27 protein-coding genes are annotated in these 23,847 nt (G+C 72.9%); 23 read left to right on the forward strand and 4 right to left on the reverse strand.

Annotated features, from left to right (window positions below; genetic code table 11):
• Positions 1 to 70: 70 nt before the first annotated feature.
• The 13 genes from HBO46_RS06270 to HBO46_RS06330 all read left to right on the forward strand — a co-directional run bounded on the left by HBO46_RS06270 (position 71) and on the right by HBO46_RS06330 (position 10,682).
• The gene (locus HBO46_RS06270) at positions 71 to 1,150 is read left to right on the forward strand and encodes an amidohydrolase family protein (protein ID WP_166140335.1); all 1,080 of its coding nucleotides are present in this window, start codon (positions 71 to 73) and stop codon (positions 1,148 to 1,150) included.
• A 274-nt stretch (positions 1,151 to 1,424) separates the two neighbouring features.
• Entirely contained in the window at positions 1,425 to 1,943 is a 519-nt protein-coding gene (rpsP, locus tag HBO46_RS06275) for a 30S ribosomal protein S16 (protein ID WP_166140336.1), read from the forward strand.
• Positions 1,944 to 1,948: 5 nt separating this feature from the next.
• Positions 1,949 to 2,191 (forward strand): RNA-binding protein, encoded by a 243-nt coding sequence (locus tag HBO46_RS06280; RefSeq protein ID WP_166140337.1) that lies wholly within the window; start codon positions 1,949 to 1,951, stop codon positions 2,189 to 2,191.
• A 134-nt stretch (positions 2,192 to 2,325) separates the two neighbouring features.
• Positions 2,326 to 2,907, forward strand: coding sequence for a ribosome maturation factor RimM (gene rimM / locus HBO46_RS06285; protein WP_224769405.1), 582 nt, complete (start codon positions 2,326 to 2,328; stop codon positions 2,905 to 2,907).
• 6 nt (positions 2,908 to 2,913) lie between these two features.
• Positions 2,914 to 4,080 carry a tRNA (guanosine(37)-N1)-methyltransferase TrmD gene (gene trmD, locus HBO46_RS06290; RefSeq protein ID WP_166140339.1) on the forward strand — a complete coding sequence of 389 codons (1,167 nt, stop codon included), beginning with the start codon at positions 2,914 to 2,916 and terminating at the stop codon, positions 4,078 to 4,080.
• Positions 4,081 to 4,276: 196 nt separating this feature from the next.
• A complete protein-coding gene (gene rplS / locus HBO46_RS06295; RefSeq protein WP_166140340.1) occupies positions 4,277 to 4,627 on the forward strand; it encodes a 50S ribosomal protein L19 in 351 nt (116 codons plus the stop codon).
• A gap of 44 nt (positions 4,628 to 4,671) precedes the next feature.
• Positions 4,672 to 5,430 carry a signal peptidase I gene (lepB, locus tag HBO46_RS06300; RefSeq protein ID WP_224769406.1) on the forward strand — a complete coding sequence of 253 codons (759 nt, stop codon included), beginning with the start codon at positions 4,672 to 4,674 and terminating at the stop codon, positions 5,428 to 5,430.
• Positions 5,427 to 6,152, forward strand: coding sequence for a ribonuclease HII (locus HBO46_RS06305; RefSeq protein WP_166140341.1), 726 nt, complete (start codon positions 5,427 to 5,429; stop codon positions 6,150 to 6,152). The genes lepB and HBO46_RS06305 overlap by 4 nt, the downstream gene beginning before the upstream one ends.
• A complete protein-coding gene (locus tag HBO46_RS06310; RefSeq protein WP_166140342.1) occupies positions 6,149 to 6,457 on the forward strand; it encodes a DUF2469 domain-containing protein in 309 nt (102 codons plus the stop codon). Before HBO46_RS06305 ends, HBO46_RS06310 begins: the two co-directional genes overlap by 4 nt.
• Positions 6,458 to 6,585: 128 nt before the next feature.
• The gene (locus HBO46_RS06315; RefSeq protein WP_166140343.1) at positions 6,586 to 6,954 is read left to right on the forward strand and encodes a YraN family protein; all 369 of its coding nucleotides are present in this window, start codon (positions 6,586 to 6,588) and stop codon (positions 6,952 to 6,954) included.
• Positions 6,954 to 8,564 carry a YifB family Mg chelatase-like AAA ATPase gene (locus HBO46_RS06320; protein WP_166140344.1) on the forward strand — a complete coding sequence of 537 codons (1,611 nt, stop codon included), beginning with the start codon at positions 6,954 to 6,956 and terminating at the stop codon, positions 8,562 to 8,564. The genes HBO46_RS06315 and HBO46_RS06320 overlap by 1 nt, the downstream gene beginning before the upstream one ends.
• Positions 8,561 to 9,697 (forward strand): DNA-processing protein DprA, encoded by a 1,137-nt coding sequence (gene dprA, locus HBO46_RS06325; RefSeq protein ID WP_166140345.1) that lies wholly within the window; start codon positions 8,561 to 8,563, stop codon positions 9,695 to 9,697. The genes HBO46_RS06320 and dprA overlap by 4 nt, the downstream gene beginning before the upstream one ends.
• A 28-nt stretch (positions 9,698 to 9,725) precedes the next feature.
• Positions 9,726 to 10,682 carry a tyrosine recombinase XerC gene (locus HBO46_RS06330; protein WP_166140346.1) on the forward strand — a complete coding sequence of 319 codons (957 nt, stop codon included), beginning with the start codon at positions 9,726 to 9,728 and terminating at the stop codon, positions 10,680 to 10,682.
• On the opposite strand, the gene HBO46_RS06335 is transcribed toward HBO46_RS06330, so the two are convergent.
• Positions 10,655 to 11,317 (reverse strand): M23 family metallopeptidase, encoded by a 663-nt coding sequence (locus HBO46_RS06335; protein WP_166140347.1) that lies wholly within the window; start codon positions 11,315 to 11,317, stop codon positions 10,655 to 10,657. The genes HBO46_RS06330 and HBO46_RS06335 overlap by 28 nt on opposite strands.
• Positions 11,318 to 11,718: 401 nt before the next feature.
• On the opposite strand from HBO46_RS06335, the gene rpsB reads away from it, so the two are divergent.
• The 8 genes from rpsB (at position 11,719) to rlmN (ending at position 18,112) form a co-directional block, all read left to right on the forward strand.
• Positions 11,719 to 12,651, forward strand: a complete 933-nt coding sequence (gene rpsB, locus HBO46_RS06340) for a 30S ribosomal protein S2 (RefSeq protein ID WP_153322646.1) — start codon at positions 11,719 to 11,721, stop codon at positions 12,649 to 12,651.
• A 132-nt stretch (positions 12,652 to 12,783) separates the two neighbouring features.
• Entirely contained in the window at positions 12,784 to 13,596 is an 813-nt protein-coding gene (tsf, locus tag HBO46_RS06345) for a translation elongation factor Ts (RefSeq protein ID WP_166140348.1), read from the forward strand.
• 106 nt (positions 13,597 to 13,702) lie between these two features.
• A complete protein-coding gene (pyrH, locus tag HBO46_RS06350; protein WP_166140349.1) occupies positions 13,703 to 14,434 on the forward strand; it encodes a UMP kinase in 732 nt (243 codons plus the stop codon).
• 73 nt (positions 14,435 to 14,507) lie between these two features.
• The gene (gene frr / locus HBO46_RS06355) at positions 14,508 to 15,062 is read left to right on the forward strand and encodes a ribosome recycling factor (RefSeq protein WP_224769489.1); all 555 of its coding nucleotides are present in this window, start codon (positions 14,508 to 14,510) and stop codon (positions 15,060 to 15,062) included.
• Positions 15,063 to 15,086: 24 nt separating this feature from the next.
• Positions 15,087 to 15,950 carry a phosphatidate cytidylyltransferase gene (locus HBO46_RS06360; protein ID WP_166140351.1) on the forward strand — a complete coding sequence of 288 codons (864 nt, stop codon included), beginning with the start codon at positions 15,087 to 15,089 and terminating at the stop codon, positions 15,948 to 15,950.
• Positions 15,951 to 15,957: 7 nt separating this feature from the next.
• Entirely contained in the window at positions 15,958 to 16,485 is a 528-nt protein-coding gene (locus HBO46_RS06365) for a histidine phosphatase family protein (RefSeq protein WP_166140352.1), read from the forward strand.
• Positions 16,482 to 16,904: a hypothetical protein gene (locus HBO46_RS06370; protein ID WP_191480207.1), complete on the forward strand. Its 423-nt coding sequence runs from the start codon at positions 16,482 to 16,484 to the stop codon at positions 16,902 to 16,904. Before HBO46_RS06365 ends, HBO46_RS06370 begins: the two co-directional genes overlap by 4 nt.
• A gap of 56 nt (positions 16,905 to 16,960) precedes the next feature.
• Positions 16,961 to 18,112, forward strand: coding sequence for a 23S rRNA (adenine(2503)-C(2))-methyltransferase RlmN (gene rlmN, locus HBO46_RS06375; RefSeq protein ID WP_166140353.1), 1,152 nt, complete (start codon positions 16,961 to 16,963; stop codon positions 18,110 to 18,112).
• Between the two features lie 7 nt (positions 18,113 to 18,119).
• Here the strand turns inward: rlmN and HBO46_RS06380 are convergent, their stop codons facing one another.
• The gene (locus tag HBO46_RS06380) at positions 18,120 to 19,220 is read right to left on the reverse strand and encodes an LOG family protein (RefSeq protein WP_166140354.1); all 1,101 of its coding nucleotides are present in this window, start codon (positions 19,218 to 19,220) and stop codon (positions 18,120 to 18,122) included.
• A gap of 92 nt (positions 19,221 to 19,312) precedes the next feature.
• Between HBO46_RS06380 and HBO46_RS06385 the strand changes: the two genes are divergently transcribed.
• Both HBO46_RS06385 and HBO46_RS06390 read left to right on the forward strand, forming a co-directional pair.
• Positions 19,313 to 20,752 (forward strand): basic amino acid/polyamine antiporter, encoded by a 1,440-nt coding sequence (locus HBO46_RS06385; protein ID WP_166140355.1) that lies wholly within the window; start codon positions 19,313 to 19,315, stop codon positions 20,750 to 20,752.
• Positions 20,753 to 20,855: 103 nt separating this feature from the next.
• Positions 20,856 to 22,079: an arginine deiminase gene (locus tag HBO46_RS06390; protein WP_263457796.1), complete on the forward strand. Its 1,224-nt coding sequence runs from the start codon at positions 20,856 to 20,858 to the stop codon at positions 22,077 to 22,079.
• Between the two features lie 25 nt (positions 22,080 to 22,104).
• Here HBO46_RS06390 and HBO46_RS06395 read toward each other — a convergent pair whose 3' ends face one another.
• A complete protein-coding gene (locus tag HBO46_RS06395) occupies positions 22,105 to 22,986 on the reverse strand; it encodes a serine protein kinase RIO (protein ID WP_166140357.1) in 882 nt (293 codons plus the stop codon).
• Positions 22,987 to 23,157: 171 nt separating this feature from the next.
• Positions 23,158 to 23,793, reverse strand: a complete 636-nt coding sequence (locus HBO46_RS06400; RefSeq protein ID WP_166140358.1) for a rhodanese-like domain-containing protein — start codon at positions 23,791 to 23,793, stop codon at positions 23,158 to 23,160.
• Between the last annotated feature and the right edge of the window lie 54 nt (positions 23,794 to 23,847).

Here is a 23,847-nt window from a genome sequence, read left to right on the forward strand (position 1 = left end):
AGTGAGGACCGACTGAGCACCAGCCAGTCATGGTCCCGTCGTGGCCCGGACGCGCGATAGCGTCCGGGCCATGACGGCACTCAGGTTCAGCGGACCGGTCCTGCCCGACGGCGACACGCGCGACGTCTACGTCGTGGACGGGCGGATCACCTTCGAGCGCCAACCCGGCGCCGAGACCGCCGCCCGCGGCTGGATCGTCCCGGGCCTGGTCGACGCCCACAACCACCTCGGTCTCGAGGACACCGGCGCGGTCAGCGACGAGGAGACCGAGCGCCAGGCGCTCGCCGACCGCGCGGTGGGCGCCCTGCTGCTGCGCGACTGCGGCTCGCCGGCCGACACCCGCTGGGTGCACGAGCGCGAGGACCTGCCGCGCCTGGTGCGCGCCGGTCGCCACATCGCCCGCACCCGCCGCTACCTGCGCGACTACGGCCACGAGGTGGAGCCTGAGGACCTCGTCGCCTGCACCGCGCGCGAGGCGCAGGCCGGGGACGGCTGGGTCAAGCTGGTCGGGGACTGGATCGACCGCGAGGCGGGCGACCTCAAGCCGTCCTTCCCCGATGAGGCCTTCGCCGCCGCGATCGCCGCCGCCCACGAGCACGGTGCCAAGGTCACCGCCCACTGCTTCGGGCGCGACGTGCTCCCCGCCCTGCTCGACGCGGGCATCGACTGCATCGAGCACGGCACCGGCCTGGCGCTCGACCAGGTCGAGCAGATGGCCGCGCGCGGGGTGGCGCTGGTGCCGACGGTCATGCAGACCGCGAAGTTCCCGGAGTTCGCCCGCGACGGCCGCGCCCGGTTCCCGGCGTACGCAGCGACGATGGATGAGCTCTACGCGCGCCGGCGCGAGGTCCTGATGAGCGCCCACGAGGCCGGTGTGGCGATGTACGTCGGCAGCGACGGCGGCGGGCCGGCACGCCACGGGCACCTGCCCGGCGAGGTGCTGGCGATGGTGGAGATGGGGCTGCCGGCCGACTACGTGCTGGGTGCCGCCTCGTGGCGGGCCCGGGAGTGGCTGGGCTGGAACAGTGGCCTGGAGGAGGGCGCCCCCGCCGACTTCGTCGTGTACGACGCGGACCCGCTCGCCGACCTGTCGGTGCTCTACCGACCGGCGTGCGTGGTGCTGCGGGGCCGGGTGGTCGAGACCGCCTGACTCGCAGCGCCGATCTGGGGAACGAGCCGGGGCCCGAACTTGGGGGGACACCTGCCCGGCGGCGTACGGTGGCAGCGGCGGCGTCGAGATGGACAGATCGCGCACGCGGCCGGATTTCGGTGGTGACGTGGTGTCTGGCATCATGTTCTGCTGAGTCCTGTGCGCCCGGGACCCTCTCACCCCGGGCGATGCAGTGCCATCGGCGGCCAAGGCCCGGTCCCCACCTGGAGACGAGGCCGTCACCCATTCACGATTCCAAGGAGACACCACAAACGTGGCCGTCAAGATCCGTCTGAAGCGCCTCGGCAAGATCCGGGTTCCGCAGTACCGCATCGTCGTCGTCGACTCCCGCAAGAAGCGCGACGGTCGTGTGATCGAGGAGATCGGCAAGTACCACCCCAAGGAGGAGCCGTCGTTCATCGACGTCGTCTCCGACCGGGCGCAGTACTGGCTGGGTGTCGGCGCGCAGCCGACCGAGGCCGTCGAGGCCATCCTCAAGATCACCGGCGACTGGCAGAAGCACAAGGGCCTGCCGGGCACCGAGGGCACCCTGCGCGTGGCCGAGGCCAAGCGCGACAAGCTCGAGATCTTCAACGAGGCCCTCAAGGAGGCGCACGGCGCCGCGGCGGCCGAGGCCGTCACCAAGAAGGCCAAGAAGGACGAGCCCAAGAAGGACGAGCCCAAGGCTGAGGCGAAGACCGAGGACGCTCCGGCTGCCGACGTCAAGGCCGGGCAGAGCCCTGAGGACGCCACCGTCGAGGCGGAGACCGCCGAGACCAAGGGCGAGGCCTGAGCGCCATGCTCGCCGACGCTCTCGAGCACCTCGTGCGCGGGGTCGTCGAGCACCCCGATGACGTCTCCGTCCGTGACAAGCAGATGCGTCGCGGATCGATCCTCGAGGTCCGGGTCCACCCCGACGACCTCGGCAAGGTGATCGGTCGAGGCGGGCGCACCGCCTCGGCGTTCCGGACCGTCATCGCGGCGCTCGCCGGCAAGGGTGGCGCCCGGATCGACTTCGTCGACGTCGACCGCCGCCGCTGAGCGGAGGCCGACGGAGCACCGACACGGGTGCCGCGCCGCGAGGCGCGGCACCCGTGCTGCATTTTCCGGCCGTTCGCGGCCGGACCCCCGGCCGACACCGGCCACCCCTGACGATGTCTGGAAGAGAGAACGCCTTGGAGACCATCGAGGTCGTGGTCGGCCGTATCGGCAAGCCGCACGGCATCCGCGGTGAGGTCACCGTCGATGTCCGCACCGACGAGCCGGAGCGCCGCTTCGCCCCCGGGACCGTGCTGCGGGCGGAGCCCCCGAGGGGCTCGGAGTCACGCCTGCGCGCGCTGCGGGTCGAGCGGTTCCGCTGGCACCAGCAGGTGCTGCTGGTGACCTTCGCCGAGCTCGGCGACCGCAACGCCGCCGAGGCGGCCCGGGGCAGCGTGCTGCACGCCGACATCCCGGTCGACGCCACCCCCGAGGACCCCGACGAGTTCTACGACCACCAGCTGATCGGGCTCGCGGTCTGCGACCTCGACGGCACCCACCTCGGCGAGGTGACCGGTCTGACCCACGGCGCCCAGGACCTGCTGATGGTGCGCACCCCCGACGGTCGCGACACGCTGGTGCCGTTCGTCAAGGCTCTGGTGCCCGAGGTCGACCTGGCTGCGCGCCGGGTCGTCGTCGCGGACCGCCCGGGCCTGGTGACGCCGCTGCCCGACGACGAGCCGGGCGAGCCCGGGAAGCACGGCGACGGGCGGGGCTGAGCCGGCGTGCGCCTGGACTACCTGACGATCTTCCCCGACTACCTCGCCCCGCTGCAGCTCTCGCTGCCGGGCAAGGCGGTCGCCTCGGGCCTGCTCGAGATCCACGTGCACGACCTGCGCTCGTGGGCCCACGACCGGCACCGCACCGTCGACGACACGCCGTACGGCGGGGGTGCGGGGATGGTGATGAAGCCCGAGCCGTGGGGAGAGGCGTTCGACGAGCTCGACCTCGCCGGCGCGACCCTGGTGGTCCCGACGCCGTCGGGGGAGCCGTTCAGCCAGGCCACGGCGCGCGAGCTGGCCACCCGTGAGCGACTGGTCTTCGCCTGCGGGCGCTACGAGGGCATCGACCAGCGGGTGCTCGACCATGCCCGCACGCTGACCGAGGTCCGCGAGATCTCGATCGGCGACTACGTGCTCAACGGCGGCGAGGTGGCCGCGCTCGCGGTGACCGAGGCGGTCGTGCGCCTGCTGCCCGGCTTCATGGGCAACGCCGCCTCCCTGGTGGAGGAGTCCCACGAGGACGGGCTGCTGGAGTACCCCGTCTACACCAAGCCGGCCGCCTGGCGCGGGCACGAGGTGCCCCCGGTGCTGCTCTCCGGCGACCACGGCCGGATCGCCACCTGGCGCCACGAGCAGGCGCTGCGGCGTACCGCCGAACGCCGCCCGGACCTGCTGCACGCGAGCGCGGCGACGGGGGAGTGGGAGATCGTCCCGGCGGCCCTCGGGGACGCCGCCGAGATCCTGGTCCTCCAGCGCGCCTGCTGGGTGCAGGAGGCGCTGGCCAACGACTCCCTGGCGATCCCGCCGCTGCACGAGTCGCTCGATGACGTGCGCGCGGACCTGGCCACCTGGGACACCTACGTCGTGCGCGCGGGCGGACGCCTCGTCGGAGGCGTCCGCGGCCGGCTGAGCGGCACCGACTGGGACATCGGGCGGCTGATGGTCGCCCCCGACCTGCAGGGCCGCGGGCTGGGTCGCATGCTGCTCGAGCACGCCCAGGCGGTCGCCCACCCCGACGCCACGACCTACGTGCTGTTCACCGGCGTGCACAGCGCGGAGAACCAGCGGATGTACCGCAAGGCCGGCTTCCGGGTGCGCGGCGACGTGGAGGCCCCCGAGGGCGCCGTGGTGATGACCAAGCCGGTCCGCAGGCGGATTTCCGGGCGCTGAGCACCGTGTGGCAGACTGGCTCGTCGGCCAGTCGGTCGAAGGGCAGCTCCGAGGCACACACGGAGGGCCCGCGCGGGATCCTGCCACAGGGGGACCGGCGCCACCGACCACCGCACCGCCCGCCGGTGCAGCTGAGCCGCGAACCCACCAGCACCACCGAACCGCGTCTGACCTGTGGCACACGCGAGGAGACACAATGACGAACATCCTTGCCGAGCTCGGCAACGCCGCCAAGCGCGACGACGTCCCGGCCTTCCGCGCCGGCGACACCGTCAAGGTCCACGTGAAGGTCATCGAGGGCAGCCGCTCGCGTGTCCAGATCTTCCAGGGCGTCGTGATCCGCATCCACGGTGCCGGCATCGGCCGCACCTTCACCGTCCGCAAGGTCTCCTTCGGCGTCGGTGTGGAGCGCACCTTCCCGCTGCACTCCCCGATCTTCGAGCAGATCGAGGTCGTGTCCCGCGGTGACGTGCGTCGCGCGAAGCTGTACTACCTGCGCAACCTGCGCGGCAAGGCCGCCAAGATCAAGGAGCGCCGCGAGTTCTGATCCCGTCGGGGCCTGCCCTCAGGGCCGGTTCCTAGGATCGACGCGTGACCACCGAGGACCGCGAGACCCCTCCCGCCGACGATGTCGGTCCCGGGGACTCGCGGTCCTCGTCGTCTCGGCGGCGCCGGCTGCGCTGGTGGCACGAGGTCCTCGTCGTGGGCGTCGTCGCGCTGGTGGCGGCCGCACTGATCAAGACCTTCCTGATCCAGCCGTTCTACATCCCCTCGGAGTCGATGGAGCCCGGCCTGGTCGAGGACGACCGGATCCTGGTCGAGAAGGCGTCGTACTGGTTCGGCTCGCCGCAGCGCGGCGACGTGGTCGTGTTCGCCGACCCGGGCGGCTGGCTGGGGGACACCGGCGGGGACGGCGGCGTGCTGAGCGGTGCGCTGACCCGGCTGGGGCTCCAGCCGACCGGCGGGCACCTGGTCAAGCGGGTCATCGGCACGGCGGGGGACACGATCGTGTGCTGCGACGGGGAGGGCCGCCTCGAGGTCAACGGGGAGATCATCGTCGAGCCCTACGCCCGCCCCGACGCCGACGGCTGCTTCGGGCCGATGCCGCCGGACTGCACGTGGAGCGCGGGCCCGGTGCCCGAGGGACAGCTCTTCGTGATGGGCGACAACCGGGCGCACTCGGCCGACTCCTCCTATCGGCTCTGCCCGCCCGGGGCCGTGGGCTGTGAGTCCGACCCGTACGTCGACGTCGACCTGGTGGTCGGCAAGCTGGCCGCGGTGGTGTGGCCGCTGGACCGCCTCGACCTCGGCGGCGGCACCGACGTGTTCCTCGAGGTGCCCGCGCCGTGAGCCGCCTGCCACGCGGGGTCACCGTGCGGCGCGACGCCGGGATGTACGGCTACGAGCGCGCGCTGGCCCGTCACGGCCTCGACCCGGTCGCCGGCGTCGACGAGGCCGGCCGCGGTGCCTGCGCCGGGCCTCTGGTCGCCGGCGCCGTCGTGCTGCGGCCGGGGCGCAGCGGCGTGGTGCCGGGGCTCGCGGACTCCAAGCTGCTCACCGAGCGGGCCCGCGAGCGCTGCTACGAGGAGGTGGTGGCCCGGGCGCTGTCCTGGTCGGTGGTCGCGGTCTCGCACGAGGAGTGCGACCGGCTGGGCATGCACGTCGCCAACGTCGAGGCGCTGCGCCGCGCGGTCGCGCTGCTCGACGTGCGCCCGGCGTACGTGCTCAGCGACGGGTTCCCCGTCGACGGGCTCGGCGTGCCCAACCTCGCCATCTGGAAGGGCGACCGGGTCGCGGCCTGTGTCGCGGCCGCCTCGGTGATCGCCAAGGTGACCCGCGACCGGCTGATGACCGGGCTGGACGCGGAGTACCCGGCGTACGACTTCAAGACCCACAAGGGCTACATCACCCGCACCCACACCGCCGCGCTGCGCGAGCACGGCCCCTGTCCGATCCACCGGATGCGGTTCGTCAACGTCCGGCGGGCCGCGGGCCTCGTGGTCGAGGAGCCGGGGCACAATGGCGAGATCCTGTCGGTCGCGGCGGGGCCGAGCCTGGAGGAGACGCGATGAGCACCGAGGACCTCGAGCGCTACGAGGCCGAGATGGAGCTCACCCTCTATCGCGAGTACCGCGACGTCGTCGGCATCTTCAAGTACGTCGTGGAGACCGACCGCCGCTTCTACCTGTGCAACCAGGTCGACGTGAAGGCGCGCACCGAGGCCGGCGAGGTGTTCTTCGAGGTCTCGATGACCGACGCCTGGGTGTGGGACATGTACCGCCCCGCCCGCTTCGCCAAGAACGTCAAGGTGCTGACCTTCAAGGACGTCAACGTCGAGGAGCTCAGCCCCTCCGAGATCGACCCGCCCAAGCCCTGACCCGGTGGCGGCCGCCGGGCCGCTGAGCGTCCACAGGCGCTCCGCCCGCGCGCTGTCTCCACAGGCGCGGCCGCGGGATCGCGGCACGGGGCCCGGAGGCACGGAGGCTGACGGCAGGAGGTCAGCCCATGACGACGACAGCAGCCCGCAACCTTGCCCTCGGGCACTACGGCGAGACCCTCGCGGTGCGCCACCTCACCCAGCGGGGCATGGTCCTGCTCGACCGCAACTGGCGCTGCGACGCCGGCGAGATCGACCTGGTGCTCCGCGACGGCCCGGTGCTGGTGGTGTGCGAGGTCAAGACCCGCTCCAGCACCGAGCGCGGCACGCCCCACGAGGCGGTCGACGAGGTCAAGCTCGCCCGCCTGCAGAGGCTGGGGGAGCGCTGGCGCCAGGCGCGCGGCATCGGACCGGTGGACATCCGCGTCGACCTGGTCGCCGTGCTGCGCCCGCGCAAGGGTGCCTCGGTGGTCGAGCACGTCGCCGGGATCGGCTGATGCCGTTCGCCACCGCGCGCACGGTGTCGCTGCGCGGCGCCCTGGGGCACGTGATCGACGTGCAGAGCGACGTCTCGCCCGGCCAGGTGGGCACCACGATGGTGGGGCGGCCCGACGTCTCGCTCAACGAGTCCCGTGACCGGGTGCGGATGGCGATCATCAACTCCTCGCTGCCCTGGCCGGCGACGAAGCGGATCACGATCCTGCTGTCACCCGCCGACCTCCACAAGTCCGGCACCCACTTCGACCTCGCGATCGCGGTCTCCCTGCTGGCCGCCGCCGGGTGCGTGCCGCCGCAGTCGCTGGAGGACGCGCTGTTCATCGGCGAGCTGTCCCTGGACGGGGCCCTGCGCCCGGTGCAGGGGGTGCTGCCGATGGTGCTCGCCGGCTCCGCGCGCGGGCTGCGCCGGGTGTTCGTGCCCGAGCCCCAGGCCCAGGAGGCGGCGATGGTGCCCGGCACCTCGGTGCTCGGCATGCGCTCGCTGGCCCAGGTGGTGGCCGAGCTGCGCGGCGAGGTGGTGCCCGAGGCGCCGCCGGTGGTGACGTCCTCGGGCTCCCGGCTGCTGACCTGGCGCGGGGAGACCCGGATGGAGGAGGTCGACATGGCCGACCTGATGGGGCTGGAGGACACCCGCTACGCCCTCGAGGTCGCGGCCGCCGGCGGGCACCACCTGATGCTGTCCGGGCCCAAGGGCGCGGGCAAGACCAGCATCGCCGAGCGGCTGCCCTCGGTGCTGCCCGACCTCGAGCCCGAGGAGTCCCTCGAGCTCACCGCGCTGCACTCGCTGGCCGGCACCCTCGACCCCGACCAGGGGATGCTCGTGCGCCCGCCGTTCTCCGCACCGCACCACGACGCCAGCAAGACCAGCATCGTGGGCGGTGGGTCGGGGCAGGTGCGCCCCGGCGCGGTGAGCCTGGCCCACGGCGGGGTGCTGTTCCTCGACGAGTTCCCGCTCTTCCGCAGCGACGTCATCGAGGCGCTGCGCCAGCCCCTGGAGAGCGGCGACATCGTGATCGCCCGCACCGACGAGCAGGTCCGGCTCCCCGCGCGCGGCATCGTGGTGCTGGCGTGCAACCCGTGCCCGTGCGGGGAGTACACCGTCAGCGCGCGCACCAACCGCTGCCAGTGCCCGGAGGTGCGGCGCCGCGACTACCGGGCCAAGGTCACCGGCCCGGTCGCGGACCGCGTCGACATCGTGCGCCACGTGCCGGCGTTCACCCCGCACGACGACCACCGCTTCGCGGTCCGGGAGTCCTCCGCGGTGATCCGGCGTCGGGTGCATGCCGCACGGCGCCGCCAGGCCGAGCGGTACGCCGGACTCGCGTGGCGGCTCAACGCCCACGTCCCCGGGGCCGTGCTGCGCGAGGAGTGGCCGCTGGACGCGGCCGCCCAACGGCTGGTGGACGACCGGATCTACGCCGGGCGGCTCACCGCGCGTGGCGCGGTCCGGGTGCACCGGCTGGCGCTGAGCGTCATGGACCTCGCCGCGGTGCGCAGCGGCGCGGTGCGCCCCGGCCCCGGCCCGGGCGCCGAGGACGTCGCGGCCGCCCTCCAGCTGCGACTGGGCGAGCCGCTGGCGCTCGACGTGATCGAGGTGCGCGCCGGATGAGCGCGCCGGAGCAGGAGCGCCTCGCCCGCGCCGCGCTGTCGCGCCTGACCGAGCCGGGGGAGCCGCGGCTGAGCGGCCTCCTCGCCGAGCTCGGGCCGGTCGTGCTGCGCGACCGGCTGCTCGAGGGCCGCGGCAGCGACGGGCTCCAGGACGACGTGGCGACCCGGCTCGCCGCGTGCGACCCGGTCGCCGAGCTCGAGCGCGCCGAGCGCCTCGGGCTGCGCTTCGTCGTCCCCGGCGACGAGGAGTGGCCCGCCCAGCTCGACGACCTCGCCGGCGTCGAGCCGCTGCACCGTCGTGGCGGCGTACCGGTCGGCCTGTGGGTCCGCGGCCCGCTGCGCCTCGACGCGCTGCACCACCCGGTCGCGGTCGTCGGCTCCCGCTCCGCCACCACCTACGGGACCGCCGTCGCCGCCGAGATCTCCGCGATCGCGGGGCGGGAGGGCTACGCGGTGGTGTCCGGTGCGGCGTACGGCATCGACCACGCGGCCCACCGGGGCGCGGTGTCCGCCGACGGGCCGAGCGTCGCGGTGCTGGCGTGCGGCGTCGACCGCGCCTACCCGGTCGCGCACCGGGCGATGCTGGAGTTCCTCGCCGCCGAGGGCGCGGTCGTCTCCGAGGCGCCCCCGGGCTGTGCGCCGACCCGGATCCGGTTCCTGGCCCGCAACCGGCTGATCGCCGCCCTGGCCGAGGGGACCGTCGTCGTCGAGGCGGCGGTGCGCAGCGGCGCCCTCAACACCGCCACCTGGACCTCGCGCCTCAACCGGCACCTGATGGGGGTGCCCGGTCCGGTCACCAGCGCCTCCTCCCAGGGCGTGCACGAGCTGGTGCGCGGCGGCGCCGCCACGCTGGTCACCTCCGGGGCAGACGTGCTGGAGGTGCTCGGCGCGGCCGGGGAGCACCTGGCCGAGACCCCACGCGGCCGCGAGCGCTCCCGGGACCGGCTGACCCGACGCCAGCAGCAGGTGCTCGACGCCGTGCCGCTCTTCCAGGGCGCGGCAGTCGACTCGGTCGCGCGTGCGGCGGGGGTCGCCCTGCTGGAGGTGCAGACCGCGCTCGTGGCGCTGGAGCGCACCGGCTACGTCGAGCGAGGGGAGGACGGATGGCGGCTCGCGGCGCGCGCTCACGACTGAGGCCCGCCCACGTTCCTAGACTCAGCCCATGACCGACGAGGACGGCGCCGGGGCACCCGCCGCCGAGGACGACGCGCTGCCCGAGCCGATGGCCCGGATCCTCGGCGACTACGAGCGCCACCTCGTCTCCGAGCGCGACCTCGCCCCGCACACCGTCCGTGCCTACCTCGGCGACGTCGCCGGGATGCTCGAGCACGCCTCGCGCCTGGGCCACACCGAGGTCACCGAGCTCGACCTGCGCACCCTGCGCAGCTGGCTGGCCAAGCAGCAGACCCTCGGTCGCTCCCGCACCACCATCGGGCGCCGGGCCACGGCCGCCCGGGTCTTCACCGCCTGGCTGGCCCGCACCGGGCGCATCCCCACCGACGTCGGGTCCAGCCTGGGCTCGCCGAAGGCGCACCGGACCCTGCCGGCGGTGCTGCGCACCGACGAGGCCAGCGACCTGATCGCCGCGGCCACCGACCTCGCCGACGACGGCCCGGTCGGCCTGCGCGACGTGGCGATGCTGGAGCTGCTCTACGCCACCGGCATCCGGGTCGGCGAGCTCGTCGGCCTCGACGTCGACGACCTCGACCACGACCGGCAGCTGGTGCGGGTGCTGGGCAAGGGACGCAAGGAGCGCTCCGTGCCGTTCGGGCGTCCGGCCGCCCGGGCCCTGCGGTTCTGGCTGCACCAGGGCCGCCCGCTGCTCGCCCAGGACCACTCCGGGCCGGCGCTGTTCCTCGGCGTCCGCGGCGGACGCATCGACCAGCGCGCGGTCCGCACCCTGGTGCACCGCCGCATCAGCGCGGTGCCGGGCGCACCCGACATCGGCCCCCACGGGCTGCGCCACAGCGCCGCGACCCACCTCATCGAGGGCGGCGCCGACCTGCGCTCGGTGCAGGAGCTGCTCGGCCACGCCTCGCTGGCGACCACCCAGCTCTACACCCACGTGAGCAGCGAACGGCTGCGCAGTGCCTACCGGCAGGCGCACCCCCGCGCCTGAGCCGCGACGGCCCGCTCCGCGAGCGGGCGCCACCCGGGCTCGGCACCGCCCCGGTCCGCCGGCGCCGCACCCAGCGGGGGCGGCCCCGCACGCACGACCTCGGGCGGAGCTGCCAGCGGCAGCAGCCGCACCGGTCCGCCGCCGACGAGCCGCAGCGGGTCCAGGTAGGTCTCCGCGCCCTCGATCCAGCCCCAGTGCAGGCACGCTCGCGGGGCGCAGTGCGAGCCCGCGGTCTCCAGGGTCCCCAGCACGCCTCCGGCCGGCACGGCGGCACCGACGTCCGGGCCCGCCGTCACCGGCTCGTACGTCGTGCGCGTCGCGCCATGGTCGACGACGACCACGCCCCGCCCGGCCAGCTGCCCGGCGAACGACACGGTGCCGGGCAGCGCCGCCCGCACCGGCGCCCCGGGGGACCCCAGCAGGTCCACCCCGCGGTGCCCCGGCCCCCACGGCTGCGCCGGCGGGTCGAAGCGAGCGACGACCTCGGGCACCGGGGCCAGCGGCCACACCCCCACCGGGTCGTCGGCAGCGCTCGCAGGAGCCGCCCCGAGGAGCAGCACGCAGGCCAGCGCGAGACCGCCGACGGCGGTCCGCAGCCGGCAGGGGATCGTGGGGGAGACGTCCGCGTGCACCATGTCCGCAAGGCTCGGCCGCGTCGGGTCCCGGCACGATCCGGCGGCGGGCGCGCGGGGGAGGAGCGGGCACGGACGACGGGCTGTGGGCGTCCGGCGGCTCGGATTGGTCGGGGGCCGGGGTCCTCACGTAGGCTGGGCGGCGCAATCGGTGTGACTACGCACGGATTGACTTCGCACGTCGGCAGACCACGACGGGCCCTGCTCCAGGGCCCGACCACCCGTGGGCGTCGGTCCTCGGTCCCGGGCAACCGGGTCGGACCTCGCGCCGGCGTCAGGGCGAACGGCACCCGCCGGATCGCACGAACTGAAAACGACCGGACTCCTCGCCGGTGGGCCCTCCTGCGCGAACAGGTGAAGGGCGCACACGACGGCGGTGGGCCCACACAGGAGAGAGAATCACCATGGCAGTCGTGACCATGCGCCAGCTCCTCGAGAGCGGCGTCCACTTCGGACACCAGACCCGTCGCTGGAACCCGAAGATGAAGCGCTTCATCATGACCGAGCGCAACGGCATCTACATCATCGACCTGCAGCAGTCGCTGGCCTACATCGACCGCAGCTACGCCTTCATCAAGGAGACCGTGGCCAAGGGCGGGACGATCATGTTCGTCGGCACCAAGAAGCAGGCCCAGGAGGCGATCGCCGAGCAGGCGACCCGCGTTGGCATGCCCTACGTCAACCAGCGCTGGCTGGGCGGCATGCTCACCAACTTCCAGACCGTGCACCAGCGGATCAACCGCCTCAAGGAGCTTGACGACGTCGACTTCGACAACGTCGCCGGCTCGGGCCGCACGAAGAAGGAGCTCCTGCAGATGAAGCGGGAGCGCGACAAGCTCGACAAGACCCTGGGCGGCATCCGCGAGATGGGCCGCGTCCCGTCCGCCGTCTGGATCGTCGACACCAAGAAGGAGCACCTCGCCGTCGAGGAGGCTCGCAAGCTCCGGATCCCGATCATCGGCATCCTGGACACCAACTGCGACCCCGACGAGGTCGACTTCCCGATCCCGGGCAACGACGACGCGATCCGCGCCGTCGGCCTGCTGACCCGCGTCGTCGCCGACGCCGTCGCCGAGGGCCTCATCGCCCGCTCCGGTGGCAAGGCCGAGGGCGAGACCGCCACGCCGGCCGAGCCGCTCGCCGAGTGGGAGCGCGAGCTCCTGACCGGTGACGCCGAGAAGGCCGCCGAGACCGCCACCGACGCCACCGACGCTGCCGCGTCGGAGGCCACCGGTGCCGCCTCCGAGGGTGCGGAGGCCGCCGAGGTCGCCGAGACCGCTGCCCCCGCCACCGAGGGTGCGGAGGCGACCGAGGTCGCCGACGAGGCGAAGGCCTGATCAAGCCGTACGACGCAGCGACCGCGGGCCGACGGCCCGCGGTCCGCTGCGCGTGTGGCCCGGCTCGCGAGGCCCGTCCGGTCGCCGAGCCGTACCGACTCCCCACCAGACGACACAGAGGGAAGACTCACCATGGCTAACATCTCCGCGGCCGACGTCAAGAAGCTCCGTGAGCTCTCCGGCGCCGGCATGATGGACTGCAAGAAGGCGCTCACCGAGGCCGAGGGCGACTTCGAGAAGGCCGTCGAGATCCTGCGCATCAAGGGCGGCAAGAAGATGGCCGAGCGCGCCGCCGAGCGCGAGGCCTCCGCCGGCCTGGTCGCCACCGCCGGTGGTGCTCTCGTCGAGCTCAACTGCGAGACCGACTTCGTCGCCAAGAACGACGCGTTCATCGCCGCCGCCGACCAGATCGCCGCCGTCGCGAACGAGAACAAGATCGGCGACGCCGAGGCCCTCAAGGCCGTCGAGCTCAACGGCAAGACCGTCGGCGAGGTCGTCAACGACCTGGCCGTCTCCATCGGCGAGAAGATCGAGCTCGGTCGCGTGACGTACTTCGACGGCAACGTCGTCACCTACATGCACCGTCGTGCCGCGGACCTGCCGCCGGCCGTCGGTGTCATCGTCGAGTACACCGGTGACGAGGCCGCCGCGCGCGCCGCCGCGATGCAGGTCGCCGCGATGCGCCCGAAGTACCTCACCCGTGACGAGGTCCCCGCGGACGTCGTCGCCAAGGAGCGCGAGATCGCCGAGGCCACCTCGCGCGAGGAGGGCAAGCCCGAGCAGGCGATCGCCAAGATCACCGAGGGTCGCCTCAACGGCTTCTTCAAGGACGTCGTCCTGCTGGAGCAGCCCTCCGTCGTGGAGAGCAAGAAGTCGGTCCAGGCGGTGCTGGCGGACTCCGGCACCGAGCTGACCCGCTTCGCCCGTTTCGAGGTCGGGGCCTGATCCACTAGGTTTCACCCCAGACGTCACGAGGAGGCCGGTCCCGCTTGATCCCCCACACACGAGGATCAGCGGACCGGCCTTCTTGCATCTCTCCCGCACTACCCCGATGAAGGGAACCCCTGCTGTGACTGGTTACCGCCGTGTCCTCCTCAAGCTGTCCGGAGAGGTCTTCGGTGGCGGACAGGTCGGCCTCGACCTCGATGTCATCAACGGCATCGCCGCCGAGATCGCCGACGTCGCCCGCTCCGGCACCCAGGTGGCGATCGTGGTCGGCGGCGGCAACTTCTTCCGGGGCGCCGAGCTCCAGCAGCGCGGCATGGAGCGCGCCCGCGCGGACTACATGGGCATGCTCGGCACGGTCATGAACTGCCTGGCGCTCCAGGACTTCATCGAGAAGAACGGCGTCGAGACCCGCGTCCAGACCGCCATCACGATGGGTCAGGTCGCGGAGCCCTACATCCCGCGCCGCTCGATCCGCCACCTCGAGAAGGGCCGTGTCGTGATCTTCGGCGCCGGGGCCGGCATGCCGTTCTTCTCCACCGACACGGTCGCGGCCCAGCGAGCGCTGGAGACCCGCTGCGAGGTCATCCTGATGGGCAAGCAGGGCGTGGACGGCGTCTACGACTCCGACCCCAAGACCAATCCCGGCGCGGTCAAGTTCGACACCCTCACCTACGACGAGTTCATGGCGCGCGACCTCAAGGTCGCCGACGCGACGGCCGTCAGCCTGGCCCGCGACAACAACGTCGACATGGTCTTCTTCAACCTCTCCACGCCCGGCACGATCGCCCGCGCGGTCTCGGGTGAGAAGATCGGTACGACGGTCTCGCGCGGCTGACGCGCCCCTCCTCCCGCGCACGGCCGCACCTCACCCCCACCGAGCAGCAGCGAACACACAGGAGCACCCCGTGATCAACGACATCCTCAACGAGGCCGACGCCAAGATGGGCAAGTCGGTGGAGTCCACCCGCGAGGAGTTCGCCGCGATCCGCGCGGGGCGTGCTCACCCGAACATGTTCAGCAAGATCGTGGTCGACTACTACGGCTCGCCGACCCCGATCCAGCAGCTCGCCTCCTTCACCGCCCCCGAGGCGCGCACCATCCTGGTCGCGCCGTTCGACCAGGGCGCGATGAAGAACATCGAGAAGGCGATCCGCGACTCCGACCTCGGCGTCAACCCCGCCGACGACGGCAAGGTGATCCGCTGCGTGTTCCCCGAGCTCACCGAGGAGCGCCGCAAGGAGTACATCAAGGTCGCCCGCGGCAAGGCCGAGGACGGCCGCGTGGCGGTGCGCAACCTGCGCCGCAACGCCAAGCAGCAGCTCGAGCGCCTGGAGAAGGACGGCGAGGTCGGCAAGGACGACGTCACCGGTGCCGAGAAGCGCCTCGACGGCCTGACCAAGAAGCACACCGACGCGATCGACGAGATGCTCAAGAACAAGGAGGCCGAGCTGATCGAGGTCTGAGACCTCGGCACTCGTCTGAACTTCATGCCACCCACCTCAGCGCAGCCCAAGGACCACGGCCGCGCCGGGCGTGACCTGCGCGCCGCCTTCGGCTCCGCGTTCGTCCTGCTCGGCGCCGTCGTCGCCTCCCTCATGGTCGAGAAGACCCTGTTCATGGTGATCGTCGCGATCGCCGTCGTGGTCGCGATCTGGGAGCTGCGCAAGGGCTTCCTCGCCAAGGACATCGACCTGCCCGAGCAGCCGATGATGGTCGGCGGCCTCGTGATGGTGGTGGTGGCGTACTTCTGGGGTGCCCCGGCGCTGGTCACGGCCACCGCCGTGACCGCGCTGGCGATCATGCTGTGGCTGCTGCGCCGCGGGATCGACGGCTACGTCAAGAACGCCACGGCCGCGGTCTTCACCGTCATCTACGTGCCGTTCCTCGGCTCGTTCGTGGCACTGATGCTCGCCGAGGGCGGCACCACCGGCGGCGGGTTCGACAACGACGGCGTCAAGGGCATCCTCGTCTTCGTGCTGGTCACGATCGCCTCGGACACCGGCGGGTACGCCGCGGGCGTGCTCTTCGGCAAGCACCCGATGGCCCCGGTCATCTCCCCGAAGAAGTCCTGGGAGGGCTTCGCCGGCTCCATCGTCTTCACCGTCGTGGCGGGCTGGGCGCTGGTCACCTACCTCCTCGAGGGCGACTGGTGGGTGGGCATCGCGCTCGGCCTGATCGCGGTGGTGATGGCGACCCTGGGCGACCTGTGCGAGTCGGTGATCAAGCGCGACCTCGGCATCAAGGACATGAGCCAGGTGATCCCGGGCCACGGCGGCCTGATGGACCGCCTCGACTCCCTGCTGGCCACGATCGCGCCGATCTGGCTGCTCCTGCACTACGCGGTCTTCTGATCCCGCGATGACCTTCTTCCTGGTCCGGCACGGACGGCCGCTGATCGACCCGGCCACGCCCGCGGCGTCCTGGGAGCTCGACCCGGCCGGCTTCGACGACGTCTGGGCGCTGCGTGAGCGGCTCCCGCAGGACGACGCCGAGTGGTTCACCTCCCCGGAGCCCAAGGCGGTCGCGACCTGCCAGCTGCTCACCGAAGGCGACGTCGGCATCCTCGACGGGCTGCGCGAGCAGGAGCGCGGCGCCGTGTGGGTCGAGGACCTCGAGGCGACGGTGCGGCGGGCGTTCGCCGACCCCGACGCCCCGGCCCACCCGGGCTGGGAGCCGCTCGCCGCGACCCGGGAGCGGCTGCTGGCCGCCGTACGACCGATCCGGCACGCCCACGCCGGCACCGACGTCGTGCTCGTCGGGCACGGCACCGCGTGGACCCTGCTCGCGGCCGAGCTGACCGGCTCCGCACCCGATCTCGACCGCTGGGCGCGCCTCGGCATGCCCGACGTGATCACCCTGCCCGAGCCGCTACGCTCGCTCCAGTGAGCACCGACGAACAGGCACCCCTGCAGCCGGAGCCAGCGGCGACCGGGCCCACCGAGCCTGTCGCGCCGGCCGAGCCCGCGGCGCCCGCCGAGCCAGCCCCGCCGGCCGGCAAGACCGGCTGGTGGCACCGCGACCACCCGACGTTCACCGCACTGGCAGGGTTCTTCACCGGCCTCGTGCTGGTCGTCGTCGTCCCGGGCACGTACGCCGCCCTGCTGCGGCTGGTGACCGACCAGGAGACCGCCGAGGAGCTGTTCCCGCTGGTGCTCCTCGCGCTGGCGGTCCCGGTGACGCTGGCGTTCGTGCCGCGGACCAAGCGCTTCGGGCGCTACCTGCTGCTCGGGATGCTCAGCACCGCGGTGGTGGTGCTGGGATCGGCGGCGCTGGTGCTCTGGATCCTCTACCGCGTCGAGGCCTGAGCGCCAGCACGCTCTGGGTTTCGTCCCTCACCACCGCGGTGGGAGAATCGGCCCCGATGTCTGAGACGCCCCCCGCCGCCGCCCCCTCCGGAGCCACCACGCTCCCGCTGGTCTTCGAGGAGCCCCGCGGCCGCAAGAAGCCGCCGCGCCACCTCGCCGACCTCGACCCCGCCGGTCGCAAGGCGCTGCTGGAGGAGCACGGCCTGCCCGGCTTCCGGGCCAAGCAGCTCTCGACCCACTACTTCGCCCGGCTCGTCGACGACCCGGAGCAGATGACCGACCTCCCCGCCGCCCAGCGCGCGGACCTGGTCGCGGCGCTGCTGCCCGACCTGATGACGCCGCTGCGCACCCTCGAGGCCGACAAGGGCACCACCCGCAAGACGCTGTGGAAGCTGTTCGACGGCGCGCTCGTCGAGTCCGTGCTGATGCGATACCCCGACCGGGCCACGATGTGCGTCTCCAGCCAGGCCGGCTGCGGCATGGCCTGCCCGTTCTGCGCCACCGGCCAGGGCGGCCTCCAGCGCAACATGTCCACCGCCGAGATCGTCGAGCAGGTCGTCGCCGGTGCCCGGGCGCTGGCCCGCGGCGAGGTCCCGGGCGGCCCGGGCCGGGTCTCCAACGTGGTCTTCATGGGCATGGGGGAGCCGCTCGCCAACTACAAGGCGGTCATCGGCACCATCCGGCGCCTCACCGACCCCTCGCCCGACGGCCTGGGCATGTCCGCGCGCGGTATCACCGTCTCCACCGTGGGCCTGGTCCCGCGGATCTACCAGCTCGCCGACGAGGGGATCCCGGTCACCCTCGCGCTGAGCCTGCACGCGCCCGACGACGAGCTGCGCAACGAGCTGGTGCCGATCAACACCCGCTTCTCGGTCGCCGAGACGGTCGAGGCGGCGTGGAACTACGCGCGCACGACCAAGCGCCGGGTCTCGATCGAGTACGCCATGATGCGCGGCATCAACGACCAGGGACACCGCGCCGACCTGCTCGGCGACGTGCTGCGGTCCTACGGCGACTGGGGCTGGGTGCACGTCAACCTGATCCCGCTGAACCCGACGCCGGGCTCGAAGTGGACCGCGTCGGACCCCGCCGACGAGCGCGAGTTCGTACGCCGCCTGGAGGCCAAGGGCATCCCCACGACGGTCCGCGACACCCGCGGCCGGGAGATCGACGGCGCCTGCGGGCAGCTGGCCGCCACCGAGGACTGAGGGTTCCTCAGGCGCCCGCGCGCAGGATCGCGGTCGCCTCCTCGACGGTGTCGACGAGGTGGACGTGGTCCTCCATCGCCCGGCCGCGCGCGAGCGCCCGCAGCAGCGGCCACGCCGGCAGCGTCGTGGTCCAGTACTCCCGCCCGAGCAGCACCATCGGCGCCAGCGAGGACTCGTCGGCGTAGTAGTTCTCGCAGGCGTCCTGGAAGACCTCCTGCACCGTGCCCCCGGCGCCGGGCAGGAACACGATCCCGGCGTCGCAGACCTCCAGCAGGATCGCCTCGCGGGTGGCGTTGCGGAAGTACTTCGCGACCGCCGTCGCGAACAGGTTGGGCGGCTCGTGGCCGTAGTGCCAGGTCGGGATGCCCAGCGAGTCGCCGCCCGGGGCCACCTCCGCGCGCACGGCCCGGGCGCTGGCGACCCACGCGTCGATCGAGGGCCGGTACGCCGGCACCGCGGACAGCCGCTCCACCGCCTCGTCGAGGCCCGTCGGGCCGGCCGCGGCGTACCAGGTGCCGAGGTTGGCCGCCTCCATCGCGCCGGGCCCACCGCCGGTGGCCACCGCGAGGCTGCTGCCGAGCACCTGGGCCAGGCGGGCGGCGTCGCGGTAGGTCGGGTCGCCGCGCCGGGCGGCGTGCCCGCCCATGACCCCCACGACCTGCCGCCGGGCCGCCCACGCCTGGAGCGCCTGGTCGATCGCGTGGTCGTGCAGCGCCTTGCGCAGCGCGGAGTCCGCCGTGGCGGGGCGCCGCGACCAGGCGTAGGCGCGCCCGTCGAAGGAGGCCGCCCAGGTCGGGGCGTCGTAGAGGTCCTCGACGCTGTACAGCGAGGTGCGGTCGAGGTCCAGGGCGCGGTCCGGCGTCGAGGTGGGCGGTGCGGGGAGCACGAGCGCCCCGGCCGCGCGTGCCCGCTCGGCCTCGCCCGGGGGCCAGGTGCAGCCCAGGAACGTCGCCCCGGCGAGCTTGCGCGTGCGCAGCTCCTCGGTGCGACCGGTCAGGTCGAGGCCGCGGACCCGCCACCCCGACAGCGAGCGCGCCCCCGCCGCCAGGCGCCGGTCGAGGTCGGCGAGGGAATCGACGTCGACGACGCGGCCGCGGTGCTGCTTCACCCTGCGAACCTAGCGGGCCAGACATCGCTGTACACCGGAGCCGAGCGGGAGTACAACGGTCTCCCCACCATCGCAGCGCACCCGGGGGTGCCATGACCACGACCGAGGCGACCGTGGCGCATGCGCACAAGCTGTCGATGCTGACGTTGACCGCGCTGGTCGTGGGCTCGATGGTCGGTGCGGGGGTGTTCTCGCTTCCCCGTCGCTTCGCGGCCGAGACCGGCGTGGCCGGCGCGTTGATCGCCTGGGTCATCGCCGGGTCCGGGATGCTCATGCTGGCGCTGGTGTTCCAGAACCTGGCGGTGCGCAAGCCACAGCTCGACGCGGGGGTGTACGCCTACGCGAAGGCCGGCTTCGGGGAGTACCTGGGCTTCTTCTCCGCGTTCGGCTACTGGGCCAGCTCCTGCGTGGGCAACGTGACCTACTGGGTGCTGATCATGTCGACGATCGGGGCGGTCGTGCCGGGCCTCGGCGACGGCGACACCCTGCTCGCCGCGGCCATCAGCTCGGTCGGCGTCTGGGTGTTCTACCTGCTGATCCGGCGTGGGGTTCGCGAGGCGGCGGCCATCAACCGGGTCGTGACCGTGGCCAAGGTGGTCCCGATCCTGGTCTTCATGGTGCTGGCGCTGTTCGTCCTGGACCCGGCGGTCTTCGCCGACAACTGGTCCGGCCACGGCGACCTGGGCTCGCTGCCGGACCAGGTGCGCGGGACCATGCTGGCCACCGTCTTCGTCTTCCTCGGCGTCGAGGGCGCCAGCGTCTACTCCCGTCACGCGCGCCGACGCGAGGACGTCGGGCGCGCGACCGTGCTGGGGTTCGTGATGGTGCTGTCGATCTTCGCCTCGGTCACGATCGTGTCCTACGGCGTCATGCCGGCGGCGGAGATCGCCGAGCTGCGCCAGCCGTCGATGGCCGGGGTGCTGGAGGAGGCGGTCGGGGAGTGGGGCAAGGTCTTCATCAGCGTGGGCCTGCTCGTCTCGGTCCTGGGCGCCTACCTGGCCTGGACGCTGATGGCGGCGGAGGTCCTCTACGTCGCCGCCGCCGACCACGACATGCCGCGGTTCCTCGGTCGGACCAACGCCGCGGACGTGCCGGGCCCGGCGCTGTTGATGACCACGGTGCTCGTGCAGGTGGTGCTGGTGGTCACGATGTTCTCCGAGGACGCCTTCAACTTCGCGCTCGACCTGACCGCGGCCCTCTCCCTCATCCCGCTGCTGCTCGCGGCGGCGTACGCACTCAAGCTCGCGGTCACCCGGGAGACCTACGCGGATCGGCCCGAGGGCCACACGCGCGAGTACGTCGTCGCGGCGCTCGCGACGCTCTACCTCACCTTCCTGCTGTGGGCGGCCGGGCTGGACCTGTTGCTGCTGTCCTTCATCATCTACGCCTGCGCCACGGTCCTGTTCGTGATGACGCGGCGCGAGCAGGGCCGCCGGCTGTTCTCATCCGGGGAGCTGGTGATCTTCGCGCTCTCGATCCTCGGCGCCGGCGTCGGTGTCGCGGGGCTGGTGACGGGCTGGATCGAGCTGTGAACCACCCCGAGCTCCTCTGATGAAAGGGCCCACCGTGAATCCCACGACGACATCCGCCCCCGCCGGCGACCCGACGCTCACCACCGGGGCGGCGTCCTACGGCGTGCACTCCGAGGTCGGGCGCCTGCGCAAGGTCATGGTGTGCCGTCCGGGGCTGGCCCACCGGCGCCTGACCCCGACGAACTCCGACGACCTGCTCTTCGACGACGTGCTGTGGGTCGAGAACGCCCAGCGGGACCACGCCGCGTTCGTCGCCGACCTGACCACCCGCGGCGTCGAGGTCGTCGAGCTGCACGACGTACTCGCCCAGACACTGGCGGTTCCCGGGGCCCGGGACTGGGTCCTGGACCGCAAGGTGACCGCGAACCAGGTCGGGCTGGGCCTGGTGGACGGCACCCGCGGGTTCCTCGATCAGCTCGACACGGCTCGGCTGGCCGAGCTGCTCATCGGCGGTCTGGCGACCAGTGACCTGCCCGAGGACTTCCGCTCCGGGTACGTCGCGTTGGCGCGGGAGGCGATCGGGGCGCGCGACTACCTGATGCCGCCGCTCCCCAACACCCTCTACACCCGTGACACGACGTGCTGGCTCTACGGCGGGGTGACCCTGAACCCGCTCTACTGGCCGGCGCGGCACGACGAGACGCTGCTCTACCAGGCGATCTACGGCTTCCATCCGGACTTCGTGGGCTCCACCGTCTGGTGGGGCGATGCGGACCGGGACTGGGGACAGGCGACGTTCGAGGGCGGCGACGTCATGCCGGTCGGTGACGGCGTGGTGCTGATGGGCATGAGTGAGCGGACCTCGCGCCAGGCGATCACGCAGGTCGCTGCGGCGCTGTTCGCGTCGGGTGCGGCGCGGCAGGTGGTGGTCGCCGGGATGCCGAAGCTGCGCGCGGCGATGCACCTGGACACCGTGTTCACCTTCGTCGATCGCGACGTGGTGACGCTCTACCCGGCGATCGTGGACGCCATCCACACCTTCTCGCTCCGGCCCTCGGACCGGGCGCCGGGTGTGGAGGTCGTCGACGAGGGGGAGGCCCGGTTCGTCGACGTCGTGGCGCGGGCGATGGGTCTGCCCGCGCTACGGGTGATCGAGACCGGCGGCGACGTGTACGCGTCCGAGCGCCAGCAGTGGGACTCCGGCAACAACGCGGTCGCGCTCGAGCCGGGGGTGGTCTTCACCTATGACCGCAACACCCAGACCAACGCGTTGCTGCGTGCGGCCGGGATCGAGGTGCTCACGATCGTGGGGGCCGAGCTCGGCCGCGGTCGCGGTGGCGGGCACTGCATGACCTGCCCGATCATCCGGGACCCGATCGAGCCGTGAGCGCCGGGACAGCGCTCCCGGACGCTCAGTACGCGTGGGCCATCAGCTCGGCGAACAGCGCCTGCTCGTCGACCTCCAGCCCGCGGGCGCGGAACCAGGTGCAGATGTTGGTGCAGTCGCGCAGCAGGAAGTCCGGGCCCTGGAGGTTGCCGACCAGGTCCACGGTCTGCGGCACGTCGATGATCACGACGCGCTCGCCGGCGGCCAGCACGTTGTAGGCGGACAGGTCGCCGTGCACGATCCCGTGGGCGGTCATGGTGACCAGCGCGACGCGCAGCTGCTCGAACCAGTCCGCGGCCTGCTCCACGCACGGGCGGGTCTGGGCCAGGCGCGGGGCGCTGCGGGGTCCGTCGCCGTCGTCGACGGTGATCCACTCCATCAGGATCTCGGTGCCGTCGACCTGCACGGGGTAGGGGACCGGCAGGCCGAGGGTCCACAGCCGCCGCAGCGCCTCCCACTCCGAGGCGGCCCACTCGCCGGCGGCGACCTGGCGACCGAAGGTGCTCTTGCGCGCGATCGCGCGGCGGTCGCGGGAGCGGCGGGTCGTGCGTCCCTCGGTGTACGTCGCGGCGCGGTGGAAGGTGCGGTGCTCGGGCGCGCGGTAGCGCTTCGCGGCCATCACCACCCCGACGTCGGGCTCGCGCGGGTCGGCCCGCTCGAGCAGGAAGACGTCCGCCTCCTTGCCGGTCTTGAGGATGCCGAGGTCGGTGTCGACGGCGCCCTGGGAGGTCACCACCCAGCCGGGGCGCGGCTCGGGCCCGCGGGCGAGCGCCTCCACGGCGTACCAGGTGGACCAGCGGCGGCCGGGGCCCGTCGGGTCGTCGTACGCCTGGAAGTCGCAGACGAAGGACGGGTCGAGGGCGGGGGGAACGGGGGTGGACGGGTCAGGTGCGAAGTCCTGGGGCATGACGAGGGGTGCTCCGTGTGCTCGAGGGGAGGCCGGTGGCCGGGACGGCGGTGGGTGCGCCGGTGACAGTCGTGGTCATGTCACGCTCCTCTCGCGGTGAGCCCCTCGTGGGCCCGCTCGCCGCCAGCATGGTCGGCGCGGGCCGGCGCGGGCAACCGGTTTTGCGCCGCCTCAGGCGGCCCGGGTGCCCGAGGCCACCGCGCGGTCGGCCACCCGGTCCCAGCTGTCGTCGATGTGCACGACCGCGCGCCCGAGGCGCTGGAACAGGCTGGCCGCGATCGCGGCGGTGCGCCCGGAGCGGCAGTGCACCCAGATCTCGCCGGAGGGCAGGGTGGGACCGATCCGCTCGACGTCGTGGAGTGGGACGTGCACCGCGCCGGGCAGGTGCGCCCGCTCGTGCTCGTCGGCCTCGCGCACGTCGACCAGCACCCGGCGATGCGTGGGGTCTGCGGCCAGGTAGTCGGCCCACTCGACGCGGCGATAGCTGGCCGGGGGCGGCTCGGGCGACAGCACGTGGGTGCCGACGCCCTCGATCCCGATCCGGGCCAGGTCGCGCAGGGCCGGCTCGAGGAGGTCGGGGGAGTCGCTGAGCAGCACGATGTCGTCGTGCCAGGGCACCAGCCAGCCGACGTACGTCGCGAAGTCGGCCGACCACTCGACGTTCACGGTGCCGGGCACGTGCGCCTCGGCGTACCGCTGTCGATCCCGCAGGTCGATGACCCAGGAGCCGCACAGCACGGCATCGGTCACGTCGTCGGCGGTGACCCGGCGGGCGGGGGCGGCATCGCGGCGGTCTTCGAGGCTCATGGTCCCTCCCACGGTGCTGGATGAGCGGTGCTAGATAAAGTCCACTGACTTAGT

The organism is Nocardioides ochotonae (assembly GCF_011420305.2).
In the GTDB taxonomy this organism is placed as follows: Bacteria; Actinomycetota; Actinomycetes; order Propionibacteriales; family Nocardioidaceae; genus Nocardioides; species Nocardioides ochotonae.